Origin of the sequence: Nocardiopsis coralli, assembly GCF_014892575.1 — a bacterium.
Taxonomy (GTDB): domain Bacteria; phylum Actinomycetota; class Actinomycetes; order Streptosporangiales; family Streptosporangiaceae; genus Nocardiopsis; species Nocardiopsis coralli.
The window spans coordinates 79268-95558 of record NZ_JADBGI010000005.1; the positions used below are offsets into that span (position 1 = coordinate 79268).

General features: G+C 73.3%; 7 protein-coding genes and 1 pseudogene. 6 read left to right on the top strand and 2 right to left on the bottom strand.

Going from position 1 to position 16291, the window contains the following annotated elements:
• Window positions 1-116 precede the first annotated feature (116 nt).
• The 6 genes and pseudogenes from cobT (at window position 117) to IDM40_RS06945 (ending at window position 13850) form a co-directional block, all read left to right on the top strand.
• Window positions 117-2225 carry a nicotinate-nucleotide--dimethylbenzimidazole phosphoribosyltransferase gene (gene cobT / locus IDM40_RS06920; RefSeq protein ID WP_407939942.1) on the top strand — a complete coding sequence of 703 codons (2109 nt, stop codon included), beginning with the start codon at window positions 117-119 and terminating at the stop codon, window positions 2223-2225.
• A gap of 226 nt (window positions 2226-2451) precedes the next feature.
• Window positions 2452-3732: a uroporphyrinogen-III C-methyltransferase gene (gene cobA / locus IDM40_RS06925; protein ID WP_193121092.1), complete on the top strand. Its 1281-nt coding sequence runs from the start codon at window positions 2452-2454 to the stop codon at window positions 3730-3732.
• Between the two features lie 69 nt (window positions 3733-3801).
• Window positions 3802-5694, top strand: a complete 1893-nt coding sequence (locus IDM40_RS06930) for a dynamin family protein (protein ID WP_193121093.1) — start codon at window positions 3802-3804, stop codon at window positions 5692-5694.
• 647 nt (window positions 5695-6341) lie between these two features.
• The gene (locus IDM40_RS28020; protein WP_456320157.1) at window positions 6342-9023 is read left to right on the top strand and encodes a GTPase; all 2682 of its coding nucleotides are present in this window, start codon (window positions 6342-6344) and stop codon (window positions 9021-9023) included.
• 627 nt (window positions 9024-9650) lie between these two features.
• Window positions 9651-10976: pseudogene (locus IDM40_RS06940) on the top strand (GGDEF domain-containing protein); the annotation flags it as partial.
• 1287 nt (window positions 10977-12263) lie between these two features.
• Window positions 12264-13850 carry a DUF4192 domain-containing protein gene (locus tag IDM40_RS06945; protein ID WP_407939938.1) on the top strand — a complete coding sequence of 529 codons (1587 nt, stop codon included), beginning with the start codon at window positions 12264-12266 and terminating at the stop codon, window positions 13848-13850.
• An 87-nt stretch (window positions 13851-13937) separates the two neighbouring features.
• On the opposite strand, the gene IDM40_RS06950 is transcribed toward IDM40_RS06945, so the two are convergent.
• Window positions 13938-15842, bottom strand: a complete 1905-nt coding sequence (locus tag IDM40_RS06950) for a heavy metal translocating P-type ATPase (protein WP_193121094.1) — start codon at window positions 15840-15842, stop codon at window positions 13938-13940.
• Window positions 15839-16261 carry an ArsR/SmtB family transcription factor gene (locus IDM40_RS06955; protein ID WP_193121095.1) on the bottom strand — a complete coding sequence of 141 codons (423 nt, stop codon included), beginning with the start codon at window positions 16259-16261 and terminating at the stop codon, window positions 15839-15841. The genes IDM40_RS06950 and IDM40_RS06955 overlap by 4 nt, the downstream gene beginning before the upstream one ends.
• Window positions 16262-16291: the final 30 nt, after the last annotated feature.

Genomic DNA, 16291 nt, shown 5'->3' on the forward strand with positions numbered 1-16291 from the left:
GTGCGTCCCGCACGCGCAGGCACGTGGTCGGGGAGAAACCGGCGGGCGAGCCTCGCGGAACTGGATCCGTGGCCCCCGGAAGGGCTGCGCCCACGGGCGAGCACGTGGGCGTGGGCATGTCCGGGGCGTCTGGGCGTTCCTCCAGGTCCGATGCGTCCGAGCCGCCGCATGCGCCTGTTGAAACGGATGGGGCCCAGGGCCCCGCCGGTGCACATCACGTGCCTGGCCCGTTCAGCGCGCGCCAGGAGCACGGGACCCAGGACGCGCGAAGCGCGTCGGGTGAGCCCGGTGGGGTTGTTGGCGAGACGCCCGAGCCTGTGCCCGCGCGTAGCGCGCCGGGGACCGCTGGTACGCACGAGGAAGACGGGACCCAGGACGCGCCCAGCACGTCCGGCGCAGCACCCCGCGCCCATGGGGACGGTCAGGAAGGCGCAGTACCGCACGCGGCAGCGACGCGCGTTGATGCGGACGCGGAACCCCTCGCGCGCACCTCCGCCGGCCAGGCCTACGCCGACGCCGAGCGCGAGGCGGTCTACCGCACCATCCGCGAACGCCGCGACGTCCGCGTCGGGTTCCGCCCCGACCCCATCGCCCACGACCTCCTCACCCGCATACTCGAGGCCGCCCACCAGGCACCCAGCGTCGGCCACGCCAAACCCTGGGACTTCCTCGTCGTCGACGACCGCGCCCTGCGCACCCGCGTCCACGACCTCGCCCGCGCCGAACGCGAGGGCCACGCGCGCTCCCTCCCGGGCACCCGCGCGCACGCGTTCTCCGGGCTCAAGGTCGAGGCGATACTCGAGGCCCCCCTCAACATCGCCGTCACCGTCGACCCCACGCGCGGCCCCCGCCCCGCCGCCGGCCGCGACGCCCGCCCCATGAACGCCCCCTACTCCGCGGCGCTGGCCGTGGAGAACCTCTGGCTCGCCGCACGCGCGGAGGGCCTCGGGGTCGGCTGGGTCTCCTTCCTGGACGAACGCGACGTCGCCCGCGCCCTCGACCTGCCCCCTCACCTCGACGTCGTCGCCTACCTCTGCGTGGGCCACGTCGACGAGTTCCCAACCGAACCCGAACTCGGCCTCGGAGGCTGGGCGAAGGGACGCCCCCTGTCCTGGGCGGTCCACCACGACCGCTACGGCCGCCGCGGCCTCCCGGGACGGGAACCCACGAGCTTGCTGGAGGAGACCATCGCCGCCATCGGAGCGCTCAGCGCCCGCGCCGTCGAGGAGGCCAGAGACCGCCAGAGCAGAATGGCCAAACCCCCGGGCTCCCTCGGTGTCCTGGAGGAGGTCTCCGTGCGCCTGGCCGGCCTCTCCGGCGAGTGCCCGCCCCCGATCCCCGAACCCGCCGCCGTAGCGGTGTTCGCGGGTGACCACGGGGTGCACGCCCAGGGGGTCACCCCGTGGCCGCAGGAGGTCACCGCGCAGATGGTGCAGACCTTCCTGTCGGGCGGAGCGGTCGTCAACGCGTTCGCCGCGCAGGTCGGTGCGGACGTCACCGTCGTGGACGTGGGCGTGGTCGCCGACCTCCCGCCGTCCCAGGGCCTGCTGCCCCGCAAGGTCGCCCGCGGCACCGCCGACCCCACCCAGGGCCCGGCCATGACCCGCCCGCAGGTCCTCCAGGCGCTGGAGACCGGCATCGAGGTCGCCCGCGACCTGGTCTCCGCGGGCCACCGCTGCCTGATCACCGGCGACATGGGCATCGCCAACACCACCCCGTCCGCCGCCCTGGTCTGCGCCTACACCGGTGCTTCCCCCGAGGACGCCACGGGTGTGGGTACCGGTGTGGACGAGCAGACCCACAAGCGCAAGGTCGACGTGGTCCGCCGCGCCCTGGAGGCCAACCCGGTCGACGCCTCCGACCCGGTCGGAACCCTCGCCGCCCTCGGAGGACTGGAGCACGCCGCCCTGGCCGGGTTCGTGCTCGGCGGCGCCGCCATGCGCGTGCCGGTCCTCCTGGACGGTGTCATCGCGGGATCTGCCGCCCTGGCAGCCGCAGCGATCTCCCCGGAGTCGGTGAGCGCCTGCTTCGCGGGGCACCGTTCCTCCGAACCCGGGCACGCCGCCGCCCTCGACCACCTCGGACTGCGCCCGCTGGTGGACCTGGAGATGCGTCTGGGGGAGGGCTCCGGGGCCCTGCTCGCCCTGCCGATGCTGCAGGCCTCGGCGCGTGCCCTGCGTTCGGTGGCCACCCTCGAGGACTCCGGGATCACCGCCGCGCCCTGACCGAGCGGCCCCGCCCGCACACGCCAGCGAGATCCGCCCCGTACCCACCCCCAGGTGCGGGGCGTCTCACATCGTCCGAAGCGCCCCGATTTACCTGTGTGTTACACCTCTCTGACAAGGTGATACGTAGGAATCGCCGTATCAGCGCCGGCGGTGTGGGCCTCCGACCCACACGCACCCCGCCGACGTCGCCGGGGGCCGGCCGGACGACCGAAGGGGAGCTCCCATGACCTATCTCCTTGGTTTGCGCATGGCCGGACGCGACGTGCTCGTGGTCGGCGGGGGAAGGGTCGCCCAGCGCCGCATCCCCGTCCTCATCGAATCGGGCGCCCGGGTGCACCTCGTCTCCCCGGCCGTGTCCACTGCGCTGGAGGACCTCGCCGCCGCCGGGCACATCACGTGGGCCGCGCGCGGTTACGAACCCGGCGACGTCGCCGGCCCGGACGCCGCCGCCTACTGGCTGGTCCACGCCGCCACCGACGACCCCGCGGTCAACGCCGCCGTCGCCGAGGAGGCCGAGAACGCCCGCCTGTGGTGCGTGCGCGCCGACGACCGCCACGCCTCCGCGGCCTGGACGCCGGCCAGCGGAAGCGTCGGGGACGTCACGGTGGGTGTGGTCGCTTCCGGTGACCCCCGCCGCGCGGCCGGGCTCCGCGATGCCGTCACCGGGCAGCTCGCCGACGGGACCCTCGACGCCCGCCGCGGCCGCGAACGCCTCTCCGGTGTCGCCCTGGTCGGCGGCGGCCCCGGCGACCCCGGCCTGATCACGGTCCGCGGACAGCAGCTGCTCTCCCAGGCCGACGTCGTGGTCGTGGACCGCCTCGCGCCGACCTCCCTGCTCGACCGCCTCCCGGCCGACGTGGAGATCGTCGACGCCGCCAAGATCCCCTACGGCCGTTCGATGGCGCAGCAGGCGATCAACGAGGTTCTCGTCGACCGCGCCCGACAGGGCAAGTTCGTGGTGCGGCTCAAGGGCGGCGACTCGTTCCTGTTCGGCCGCGGTGGCGAGGAGGCGGCGGCCTGCGCAGAGGCCGGCGTTCCGGTCCTGGCCGTGCCCGGCGTGACCAGCGCGCTCGCAGCTCCGGCCGCCGCCGGGGTGCCCACCACCCACCGCGGTGTCGCCCAGAGCGCGCACGTCGTCTCCGCCCACGTGGCGCCCGACGATCCGCGTTCGACCGTCGACTGGGCCGGGCTCGCCGCCTCGGGCGGTACGGTCGTCGTACTCATGGGTGTGGAGCGCCTGGACAAGGTCGCCGAGGCGATGGTCACACACGGTCGCGACCCCGAAACCTCCGTCGCCGTCGTGCAGGAGGCCACGCTGCCTGGGCAGCGAACCGTGACGGGTACTCTGGCGACCATCGCCGCCGAGGCCCGATCGGCCGACGTGCGGCCCCCGGCGGTGGTGATCATCGGAGAAGTGGTCAAAACAGCGCGGGAACTTGACATACTGCACACGGGAACCCAGTTCGAGACCCGTCGACTGGCGACCGGGCGCGATCTCCAGTGAGACCTCTCCGGCGGCGTCCGTCCGAGCCGGTGGGGACAGATCAGTACCGATGAGGAGGGCATACCGATCATGACCCGGCCGTCGGCTGCACCGAACGCCACCGGCTCCGGTGCCTCGGACCGGTTCGACCCAGGACCGGCCGCCACCTCCGACCAGACCACCGAAGGGCACCACGACGTGCCCGAGGCCGGAACCCCGTACGCCGCCGGGCGCCGGGGCCCGACCGTCCCCATCCCCGCCGGGCGGGCCAAGCACCGCGCCCCGGCCGCCGACGACGGCCGCTTCGAACAGGTCCTGGAGTCACTGCGCACCCAGATCCGGGACCTCCGTTTCGCCGAGGGTCTGCCCGGTGCCGAGGAGGGCGCCGAGCTCCAGGCCGACGTCCTGGCGCAGCTCTCCGACTACGTGCTGCCGCGTGTGCGCCGCCCCGACATCCCCCTGCTGATCGCCGTGGCCGGATCCACCGGCGCGGGCAAGTCCACCCTGGTCAACAGCCTGGTGGGCGAGCAGGTCACGACCACGGGCGTGCGCCGTCCGACCACGAACAGCCCGGTGCTGGCCTGCAACCCGGCCGACGTCGACTGGTTCAGCGAGTCGCACTTCATCCCGACCCTGCCGCGCGTGCGCCAGCAGGGTCTGGCGATGCCCGGTAAGGACGGCATGCTCGTGCTCGCCGCGAGCGAGGCCATGCCGCCCGGTGTGGCCCTGCTGGACACCCCGGACGTCGACTCCGCCGTCGCCGCCCACCACGAGTTCGCGTCCAAGTTCCTGGACGCCGCCGACCTGTGGGTGTTCGTCACCACCAGCACCCGCTACGCCGACGCCCGTGTGTGGGAGTTCCTGCAGGTGGCCCGGGACCGCGACACCTCCCTGGCCGTGGTGCTCTCGCGAGTGCCGCGCAAGGGCCGCCGCCAGCTCCTCGACCACTTCGGAGCGATGCTGGAGGCCAACGGGCTCGGCAACGCCACCCGTTTCGCCGTTCCCGAGACCGACCAGATCTCCGGGGAGCGCTTCACCTCCAACGTCGCCGACCCGGTGCGCGACTACCTGGCCGACGTCGCGGGCGAGGCCGAACAGCGCGACCGCGTCTCCCGCCGTACCTTCATCGGTGTCATCGACAGCTTCGCCAAGCGTGTGCCCGAGCTGGCCCGCTGTGTGGAGGGCCAGATCGAGCTCTCCCGGCAGCTGGAGTCCGTCGTGGACGACGCCTACGCCGGTGCCGCCCAGCGCATCGACTCCGGGTTGGGCGACGGCTCCCTCCTGCGCGGGACCCTGCTGGCGCGCTGGCACGAGGTCGCCGCCAGCGGTGAACTCGCCAAGACCCTGAAGATGCGCAGCAAGCGCGGCCGCAAGGCCAAGGCGCAGCAGGCCGAACGCGGACAGCGCGTCGCCTCCCTCGAACGTGCGGTGCGTGACGCCCTGGAGGCCCTCGTGGTCTCGGCGAGCGAGCGTGCCTCCGACGAGGTCGAGGAAGAGTGGCGCACCGTCTCGGGCGGCGGGGACCTCGCGGCGACGGCGCTCGAACAGCCCGGCACCGGGATGCTCACGCAGCAGATCCGGCAGGAGATCGCCGAGTGGCAGCGCGAGATCGCGGAGATGACCGCGGCGAGCGGCGCCACCAAGCGCTCCGTGGCCCGGTTCGTCACCTTCGACCACGACGTCGTGGCGCTGGTCCTGATCATCGACCTGCTCGGTTACGAGCGCAGCCAGTCGGGGGGCGGAGCCCACGCCGCCGAGGCCTCCGGGCCCTCCCCGCAGCGCTTGCTCAAGGGGTTGTTCGGAGCACCGTCCCTGCGCAGCATGGGCGCGACCGCGCGCGACAACCTGCGGGAGCGCATCGAGGGGCTGCTCCGTCGCGAGCGCCTGCCCTTCGACACCGCGCTCGCGTCGGCGGGGGTCCCGTCGGAGGACGCCGCCGTCCAGCTCTACCAGGCCACGTACAACCTTGAGATAACACGATGACGACTCAGTGGAACCCTGCGGGGCACCAGGGCGAGCCCGGCGCTGACGGCAACGGCAACGGGGAGGACGCGGGTACCGGTTCCCAGGCCGGTCCGCACGCGGACCAGCACGGGTCGGACGCGCCGTCCCCGGCCCAGGCGTCGGACGCCGGGCGCGCCGAGGCCGACCCCGGTCCCTGGCGCGTGTACACGATGCCGGTGCCCGAGAACCCCGAGCACGGTGACGAGGCGGGCGCGGAGGCCGAGCCGGAGGAACTGGGCTACGACGGGATCACCGGTTACCCGGCGCCCGCGGGGCCCGCCGGGCCCGGGGAGGGGGCCCAGCACCGTTCCACGGGCCGTCACGCTCGTCCGACGGGGCCGAGCGGCGGGCTCAGCCCGGAGGACGGGGACGACGACCCCGACGGTCTCGCGGGGTGGGTCGGCAGTCTCACGGAGGCGGCCGACGACACCCGGATCGCGGGCCGGACGACCGGGTCCTTCCCGGCGGTGTCCGGTCGCGAAGCCGGCCGAGCGCAGCGTTCCGGGGCAGAGGGTTCCTGGACGGAGACGGTTCGGCCCAAGACCCGGCCCGGTGAGACGCAGCCGGAACCCGGAGACACGGGGACGACCGGGGCGACCCCTGCGGAGGGGTCCTGGACCGAGACGGTGCGCCCCTGGGCGGCCCGTCCCGAAGCCGGGGGCATCGGCCCCGACGCCTCCGCCGGAAGCGCCGGGACGGCCGAGCCCCAGAACCCGTGGCGCGACGACACGGATTCCTCCGGCGCAGAGGGGGCCCCGGGTACCGCCGGGGCCGACAGCTCCGAGCGTGTGAACGAGGGGCCTCGGGCCACCGGCGCGGGGGCCACAGGGGCCACAGCTGTCACTGGGGCCCTCGGGGGATCAGGCGCCCACGAGGCCACGGGCAGGCGGAGCCCCTGGCGCGACGACCCCGCTTCTTCTGACCCTGCCGGGGCCGGCGCGTCCGCGCCCTTGAACGCGGGTTCCGGGGGCACCGGGGGGCAGGGGTCCTGGCGTCAGGACACCCCGGCCGGCGGCATCGCGGGCGCCCACGAGGCCGATGGAACTTCCGGCACCACTGGAGCTCCCGGTGTCTCGGACAGCTCGGAGGCCAATGGCGGGCAGGACCCGTGGCGCGACGACCCCGCTTCCTCCGGAGCCGCAGGGCCCTCGGGTGTCCCCGATTCCGGTGCGTCCGCGTACGACGCCGAGCTCCCGTGGGCCAGCGGAGGCCGGGCCGCCGCGCGCGGCGCGAACGAGGCCGACGGGACCACTGGTGCCACCGAGGCCGACGGGCAGACCGACACGGCCGCCCGCAGCGCCTCCGCCGGCGCGACCGCAGAGGGCGGTCGCCCTTCCGGGGAGCCCTCGGGTGACCTGCTCGCCGACGACCCGGCGGATTCCGTCGACTCCACTGCGTCCGCAGCTTCCGACGCGTCGGCGCAGGACCAGGACGAGGACGCGGGCGAGAGCCGGCGCGGCCCGGACGAGGCCGAGCCGCTGCCGCACCGCGTCCCCGGCACCTCGCCCATGTCGGGCGCGTTCCGGGCCGTGAACCCCAACGCCGGCACCACCGGCAAGGCCGACGGCGACACCGGACCGAGCCCCTCGGCCCCGGCCGGGGCCGACGAGGACGGACCCGCCTCCGACGAGAACGACTACCGCCCGACCGACCACGACACCTGGCGTCCGGCCCGCGCCTCCACCCGCGAGGAACTGGTCGAACGCCTCGAAGCGCTCGGCACCCTGCAGGAGCTCGGCGAGGGCGAGATCCCCTCCAACGTGACCGAACGCTCCGCCCAGCTCCTGGAGCACGCCGGGGCCCGCCTGAACCTGTCCGGCGACCACACCGTCGTCGCCCTGGCCGGCGGCACCGGCAGCGGCAAGTCCTCCCTGTTCAACGCCTTGTGCGGGCTGGAACTGTCGCAGACCGGCATCACTCGCCCCACCACCTCCAAGGCGCACGCCTGCGTGTGGGGGCACGAGGGCGCCGACGAACTCCTGGGCTGGCTCGGGGTCCCGCAGCGCTACCGCCACTCGCGCACGGGCGTGCTCGACTCCGGCAACTCCGAGATGAACGGGCTGGTCCTGCTCGACCTGCCCGACCACGACTCGGTCCGCAGCATGCACACCGCCGAAGCCGACCGGCTCATCGGCTCCGTCGACCTGCTCGTGTGGGTCCTGGACCCGCAGAAGTACGCCGACGCTGCCGTCCACCACCGTTACCTGGCCAAGATGGCCGGGCACGGCGCGGTGACCGTGGCCGTGCTCAACCAGGTCGACCGGGTCGGGAACGAGGAGCTCGAGGAGCTGCTCACCGACCTGCGGCGCCTGCTCGAGAGCGAGTCGGGTGTGCACCCGCGCATCATCACCACCTCGACCACCACCGACCAGGGCGTGGACGACCTGCGCGAGTTCCTGGTCGAGACCGTGCACGAGCGGCGTGCCCTGGTCGACCGCCTCGACGCCGACCTCGACGTCATCATCGGGGACTTCGAACCGTTCCAGGGCGAGGGCGAGATCCCCACGACCGTCTCGACCGAGGTGCGTTCCTCCCTGCAGAAGGGGTTGTCGAACGCGGCCGGGGTCAGCGCGGTCGCCGACGTCACGGAGGCCAACGACGTGCGCCGCGGCCGGCGCAGGGTCGGGTGGCCGGTGGCGCGCCGGCTCGCCAAGCTGCGCAAGGATCCGTTGGCAGCGGTGCAGTTGGACTTCGTGCGCCGCGACACCGAGAACGGGGTGTCCGGACGGGTCGACGCGCACGAGGCCGAGCTGGAGAAGTCCCTGGTGGAGGCGGCCGACAACGTCTCCGAGGGCATGCCGTCGATGTGGCGCCGGCGTTTGCGCGCGGCGGCCCGTTCGGGTGTGGGCGAGCTCCCCACCGAGCTGGGCAAGACCGTCGACGCCGCCGTACGCGGGTCGGAGCGGACCCCCTCCTGGTGGGCCTTCGCGCGCCTGGTGCAGTACGTGCTGCTGGGTGTGGCCGGCGTGGGCGCTGCCTGGGCGCTGGTGTCGGCGGTGAGCTGGTTGGGCGGCGGCATCACCGGGCTCCGGGTCTTCGACGACCCGGTCTTCATCGCCTACTCGGCTGCGGTCGTGGCCGCCTCGCTGGTGGTCGGCTGGCTCACGGGGGTGGGCTGCGGGAACCTCGTGGAGGTCGCGGCCGTCCAGCGGCGTGAGGAGATCGAACGCACCGCGGACGCGAGCATGCGCGAGATCGCCGGGGAACGTGTGGTGCGCCCGTTGGAGGCCGAGCTGGAACGGTTCCGGTCCTTCCGCCGGGCCTACGAGACCGCACGAGGGCCTGCCGAGCATGGTTCCGGGGGCTGACCGAAGCGGTCGGTGAACGGGGCCGGAACCGGCCCCGAGTACCGGTTCCAGGAGCGGATCAAGGTCCGCAGGCGATAACAGAACACGACGAGCACGTCCGGTGGCCGGCCGGACGCTCGGACCGGCCCGGGGGCGGGCGGCACGACCGATGCCGCCCGCCCCCGGCTTCTGTGCGTCCTCAGACCCAGGTCAGACCCTTGCTCATGGGTGCACTCCTTGTCGGTGGGGGTGGGCACGTACGGGGCGGCCGACCGGCGAGCCACGGTCCTCCGACTCTCCGGGCCGTCGTCCGCCCACGGCAGGATGCCCTAATCCACAGGCGATCCCAACCCCCTTCTCGGACGAGCTCCCCGGGAACCTTGCCCCTGCCTGCGCTGGCAGTACAATGGGCAATAAATGAATTACTCAACGTAATGTAAAGTGGGTCGTGTGTGGTCGACAATGATGCGGATGATGCTCTAGGGCGCGCAGGCGCAGAGGGGGTCATGGGGGTTGCCGTTCCGGCACTGCGGGGGAACTCGGTGCGATCACGTTCCGTCTGAGGGAGAACCTCTGGAGAGGGTGGGCCCATCACAGGGGTGAATGGGGCAGTCGACACGGAGTGAGTTCGGGAGGGAGGCGGGAGACGTGAGCATCCCGGAGCAACCGGCGGCGGAACAGGCACACGGTGAACGCCCCGGCTGGCCGATCCTGCAGCAACCCCCGGGGTTCGTGGTCTACATGGGGCTGCTGGTGTTCGCCGTGCTGTTCCTCATCGGCGTGGCCGCGGCCCTGACCACACTCACCACCTCGGACGTGGTCACCTTCGCCGCGCTCACCCTGTGCGCGGCCGTTTCCGTCGAGGGCGTGCGCCGCCTCGGCCAACCGCGCGGGCTCTCGCACGACCTGTTGGGGGCCTGGTGGTTCCCCGTGGTCGTGCTCTTGCCGCCGATCTACGCGCTCCTCGTCCCGCTCCCGGTCTTCGTGCTGATGCAGTGCCGTGTACGGCGCGCGCGGGTGCACCGCCGTGTGTTCAATGCCTGCTCGATCGCGCTCTGCGGGTTCCTGGCCTCGGTGCTCTGGCACGGTGTGCACGCGGGCGACCCGATCGCGGGGCTGGGCGGTTCCGCCGGTTCCGCCGCCTCGCTCCTGACGGTCGGCGGGGTCTTGCTGGCGGTGTTGTGCTGTATGGCCTTCACCGGCCTCAACACCGCGCTGATCGCCCTCGCCGCCCGGATCAGCAACGGCCCCGAGCGGGTCCGGCGCACCAACGCCGACCGCGAGGCGGTCATGGTGGACGCCGTCGAATTATGTGTCGGGATCACCGTCGCCATCCTCGCCCAGCTCTCGCTGTTGCTGCTGGCCATCGCTCTGCCGCCGATCCTCCTGCTGCAGCGGAGCCTGATGTACCACCAACTCAGGGCCGCGGCACGGACCGATCCCAAGACCGGATTGCTGAACGCCCCCACGTGGGAGCAGGCCGCCGTGAACGCGATCGCGCGGGCCCGCAGCACGAGGGGGCGTGCAGCCGTGCTCATCATCGACATCGACCACTTCAAGCGCGTCAACGACAGTCACGGACACCTCTTCGGTGACCAGGTGCTGCTCGGGGTCGCCACGACCATCGACCAGCAGCTGCGCCAGTCCGACCTGCTCGGAAGGTTCGGTGGCGAGGAGTTCGTGGTGCTGTTGCCCGGGGCGGACGTGGGTGAGGCCTCCCGGGCCGCTGAGCGCCTGCGCGCCCGCGTCGGCGGGATGGAGATCACCGTGGACGACGTACCGGTCGCGATCACCGTGTCGGTCGGCCTGGCGGTCACCGGGGAGCACGGGAACGACCTCGTGGAGCTGTTGACCGCTGCCGACCTGGCCCTGTACCGCGCGAAGGAGACCGGGCGGAACCGGGTGTGCCTGCCTGCCGGGGGGCCCGGTCCGACGGGGGATTCCGTGGGGGAGCCCGAGGGCAAGGGCGAACCCGGTTCTGTGGGCGGTCCCGGTGTCGTGGGAACCTCCACCGACCACCCCGGTTCCGTGGAGTTGCGCGGGGTTCAGACGTGTCCTGCGGGGTGCGGAACGCAGGGGGCCGGTCCGGTCGGGGACGCCGGATCCGGGGAGGGCCCCGCCCCGTCGGTGCACCCGGCGCACGGGCACGACGCGTCCATGCACCGTGCTGCCGAGCACCGGGCCGCGGACCGGTCGACGGCGCGCCATGAGGGCCACACCGGTCCGGTCGGACGCATCCCGGGGCCACGGGAGGGCGGAGTACCCGAGGCGGTGGTCGCCGAGGTGGCCGTCGATGCGGTCGCCGGGGCTGCTGCCTCTGCGGTCGCGGAGCCGTCGGTGACGCCCGGGGCGCCGCCGCGCGTTCCGGGTGGCGAGCGCACGGAGCCCCCTGCGCCGAGGGCTTCGGTGGGCCCAAGCCCTTCCGTCGGCGAACCACGGTCCGACCTGTCGGAACAGGCGACCGGTGCCGACGCAGACATTCGTGGGGCTGCGTCCGACGGAGCGGCGACCGGGGACCCGGTCCGGTGTCCCGTGGGCGACCCCGCCGGGGACGTTGCGGACGCAGGACCGTCCGGGCACGTGCGGGACGCCCAAGGCCTTCGGGACGCCGGGGACGCCGGGGTCCCGGCCGGCGAGATCCCCTGACCGGAAGCGCGCGGCCGGTCGAACCCGGTCGGCCCCGGACGGAACGTGTCGGGGCCGGCCGGGTTCCCGGGCGCAGGCCTGGCGGGCGACGCTCTGCGAGCTCTCCGCCCGCCCCGGCGGACGGTCCCCGGGGTCATGCTCTTTGAAGCATTCCGCTCCTGTACCGTCGCCCACCAGCGCCCTCGACGGACGCGTCGGCGCGCGACTGTGTTTACGTGCAACGACCAGGACGCCTCTCGTTTCGCCCCTGTGAAGCCGATCAGGCCGGCCTTCGCGCACTGTCGTGCGCGAGGCCGCCTGTGCGGGCGCTCGCCGATGCGAAAGCCTTCTGCTGAACACCCCTGAGGCCGGCCCCGGCCCTGCCGGGCAGCTCCCCCGGAACACCGCCCGAGCCCTCTCGGGGTACCCCCGTCCGTCACGGGTGGACCCCTGCCCGAGGGCCACGCCGGCCGAATGAGCGACGTCGCCCCGGGGCGGTGAGCCTGCCTCGGAGGGACCCCTTGCGCCCCCTGGTGGGCGTTTCTTCGGGCGGCGTCGCTGACCTGCGCGCCAGCGTTGTCCACAGGCCGGGAGAACGCCATTGCGGGGCGATCCGGCGTCACTCACCGTGAGGTCATGGCCTCACACCACACCCCTCACCCGATCGACCCCGACGACGGCTCCGAGCACGGCCCCGACCGGCCTGGGCGCGCAGATGCGCCCGGGCCGGGCCCCGAACAGGCGCCCGGGCACGAGCTCGAACACGAACGGGACCGCAGCCGCGAACCGGATCTGGAGCAGGAACACGACACCGCCCAGAGCGATGCGTCCGACGGCGGCCGGACAGCCCGCGCTCGGGACGACGGACCCGCTGCGCCCTCACCCCTCCCGGGGCCCGACCCCGGGACCCACCGCGGATCCCGTTCTGTGCCCGCGCCCGACACCCCCGTGGAGGGGCTGACCGGCCGGGCCCAGGGCGGTCCGATCAGCGGCTCCACCGACAGCGGTACCCCGGGCACCGGCCCGCCCGCCGAGCCCTCGTCCGAGCGCATCAGCCTGTCCTCGCCCAACGACGTCGTCGCGACCATGCCCTACCTGGTCGGGGAACCGCCCGTACCCGGCCTGGTGGTGCTCACCCTGTGCGGCAGGAGCGTGCGCTCGGTCCTGTGCCGCGACCTCGGGCAGGCCGAGGCCGCAGACCCGCTCGCCTGCGCCGGGCCGCCTGTGGACAGCGCGGTCACCGAGGGCGCCGATGCCGTCATCGTGGTCGGGTACGGAACCGCGGCCCAGGTCTCCGGCCACGTGGGAGGTCTGGTCACGACGGCCGGACGGCGGGGCCTCAAGGTCCTGGAGGCCTTCCGGGTGCACGGCGGCCGTTACTGGTCGCAGGTGTGCGTGCGTCCCGGATGCTGTCCGCCGGAGGGGACGGAGCTCGACCCCGACCGTTCCACCGGGCCCGCCGAGGCGGTCCTGCGCGGGCTGGCCCCGCGTCCGCCGCTGCGCACCGTGATGGACGGGATCGCGCGGGCGCGCCGGACCCTGGACCCGCCCGGGTCGCTCAGGGCCGAGACGGTCCGGGCTGCGCTCATGGACGCGGAGTCCGAGGCCGAACGCCTGCGCCGGTCCGGGGAGCGGGTCCTGCGCCGTTGCGGGGCGGCGGTCGTGCGGTCCGCGGTCGAGGCCGAGCGCACCGGGGCAGGTCCCCACGGGGTGGAGGAGCTGATCCGGCTCGCCGTGTTCCTGCGAGAGCGTCCGGTGCGGGACACCGTCTGGGCCACGATCACCCCCGAGACCGCACGCACCCACCTGGACCTGTGGTCCCGCGTCACCCGGGCGTCCCTGCCGGCCCGGGGTTCCGGGGCGGGCGAGCACGCCCCGTGGGCGGACACGGTCGACCGGGCCGACCAGGGCCCTGCCGCCGAGCCGGGCCGGCGAGCGCACACCGGGCACCCTGAGCACGGTGCCTCCACGGCCCAGGGCGCGAGCGCCGAAGATGCCGGCCACGCAGGGCACATGGCCGCCCGCGCGGACCGCGCCGCACCTGCCGCACTGGCTGCCGTCGCGGCCTGGCAGCTCGAGGACCTCGTCCTGGCCCGGGCGGCGTTGGAGGTCTCGCTGGAGGCGGATCCGCAGTACTCCATGGCGCTGCTCATGCAGCAGGCCCTCGACGTGGGGTTGCCCGCCGAACGGTGGATCGACCATCTTCACGACCGCTCCGGTTGAGGGCCGGCGCACGGGCCCGGTCTCCAGAGCCGATCGCGGGGCAGATCGTGCACGGCACCCGGCCCCACGGGCACCGTGCACGCCGGGTCACCCCTCCCAGGCCGAGCGCCGGAGCAGCCTGGCGCCGTTGAGCGCGACCAGGACCGTGGACCCCTCGTGGCCGGCCACGGCCAGACCCAGGGGCAGGGTGGCCACCAGATCCAACGTCACCAGCGTCACGATGAAGGTCGCGGCGATGGTCAGGTTGGCGATGACGTAACGCCGTGCCTTCCGGGACAGACGAACCAGGTTCTCCAACGCCCCGAGCTCGTCGCGCACGATGATCACGTCGGAGGTGTCCAGGGCCAGGTCCGAACCGCGGCGCCCCATCGCCACCCCGGTGCCGGCCGTTGCCAGGGCCGGGGCGTCGTTGATGCCGTCCCCGACCACCAGGACGTGCTCACCCCGTGCCGACAGCTCGTCGACGATGCCGACCTTGTCCTGCGGCATCAGGGAGTGGTGCACCGTCCCGATCCCGGTGCGCTGGGCCACCGCCGCCGCGGTGGACGCGTTGTCCCCGGTGAGCAGTACGGCCGGGCTCCCTGTCAAGCGCGAGACCGCGCGCACCGCATCGGGTGCGTCGACGCGCAACCGGTCCACCAGCAGGATGGTTCCGATGACCTCGTCCCCGCACCGCACCTGCACACGGGTGCCGGTGGTCGAGGTCCCACGCTCGGCCCGTTCCACGGTGACCGTTCGTCCGGAGACGCTGCCGGTGACCCCGCGGCCGGGAAGCGCTCGGAACCCGTCGACCTCGGGCAGGGTCAGGCCCCGCTGAGTGGCCGTTTGCACCACAGCCCGGCCCAGGGGGTGCTCGCTGTGGCGTTCGACGGCCGCGGCGAGGGCCAGCACCTGGTCCGCGCCGTGGCCGGCGCCGGGCTCGACGGCACTGACCTCGGGCGAGCCCTCGGTGAGTGTTCCCGTCTTGTCGAAGGCGACCACGCTGGAGCGGCCGATGGTCTCCATGACGGTCGCCGACTTGACCAGGACGCCGTGCCGGCCCGCGTTGGCGATGGAGGCCAGGAGCGGCGGCATGGTGGAGAGCACCACGGCGCAGGGGGACGCGACGATCATGAACACGATCGCGCGCAGCAGGGCGTCTTCGAAGGTGTGGGCGAAGAAGAGCATCGGGACGGTCAGCACGAGCAGGGTGCCCACGACGACGCCGAGGGAGTAGCGCTGCTCGACCTTCTCGATGAACAGTTGGGTCTTCGCCTTGGTCCCGGAGGCTTCCTCGACCAGGGTGACGATGCGCGAGATGACCGACTCGGAGGCCGGTCGGGTGATCTCGACGGTGAGGGTGCCGGTGCCGTTGACGGTTCCGGAGAGCACCTCGTCGCCCATGCCCCGGGTGACGGGCACCGATTCGCCGGTGATCGCCTGCTGGTCGACCTCGCTGACTCCTTCGACGACGGTCCCGTCACCGCCGATGCGTTCGCCGGGGCGCACGATGATGCGGTGCCCGGGTTCCAGGTCCCGGCCGGCGACCGTGGACGTGCTGCCGTCCTCGTGGAGCAGCTCGGCCTGTTCGGGGGCCAGTCCGAGCAGTGAGTCGACCGAGTCGGCGGTGCGCCGGGTGACGATCACCTCGAGCGCCCCGGAGGTGGCGAAGATGACGATGAGCAGGGCACCGTCGAAGACCTGCCCGATGGAGGCCGCTGCGATGGCGGCGACGACCATCAGCAGGTCCACGTCGAGGGTCTTCTCGCGCAGGGCGTTCAGGCCCGACAGTGCTTGCTGCCAGCCTCCGACGCCGTAGCAGGCCAAGTAGGCGGCCCACCACAGGAGCTCCGGGGCTCCACCCAGCTGCAGGCCCCAACCCAGGAAGAAGAGGACCAGGGCGCCCAGGGCCCAGCGCACCTCGGGCAGGGTGAGCGCGGTCGTGAAGATCGACGGGGGCCGGGCCAGGACGCGGCCGTCCTGGAGCGCGGGCGGGGCCTGGAGCCGGGTCACGTCTGCTCTTCCGGGGCGTCCGAGGAGGTCCCGGCGGGGCATCCGGGGCTCTTGCGCGGGTCCGCGGGCACGCCGGCTCGGTGGTGGGCGGGGGTTTCGTCCAAGGCGTGCTCGGCCTGGAAGACCGCCTGTGCGACCAGCTCGCGCACGTGCTCGTCCTGGAGGCGGTAGTAGACGCGGGTGCCGTGCTGGCGGGTGGCGACCACGCGGCCCCAGCGCAGCTTGGCCAGGTGCTGGGAGACGGTGGTGGGTGACTTGCCCACGGCCTCGGCCAGGTCGTTGACCGAGCGTTCCCCTTCACGCAGAGCCAGGACGATCCGGATCCGGGTGGCGTCCGACAGCAGCCGGAACACCTCCACGGCCAGGTCGACGTAGGGGCTGTCGAGTCCGAAACTGCAAGCCTTCTTATCTTCATTCATACGAAGATTCTAAGTCATCGCCCTGCAGTC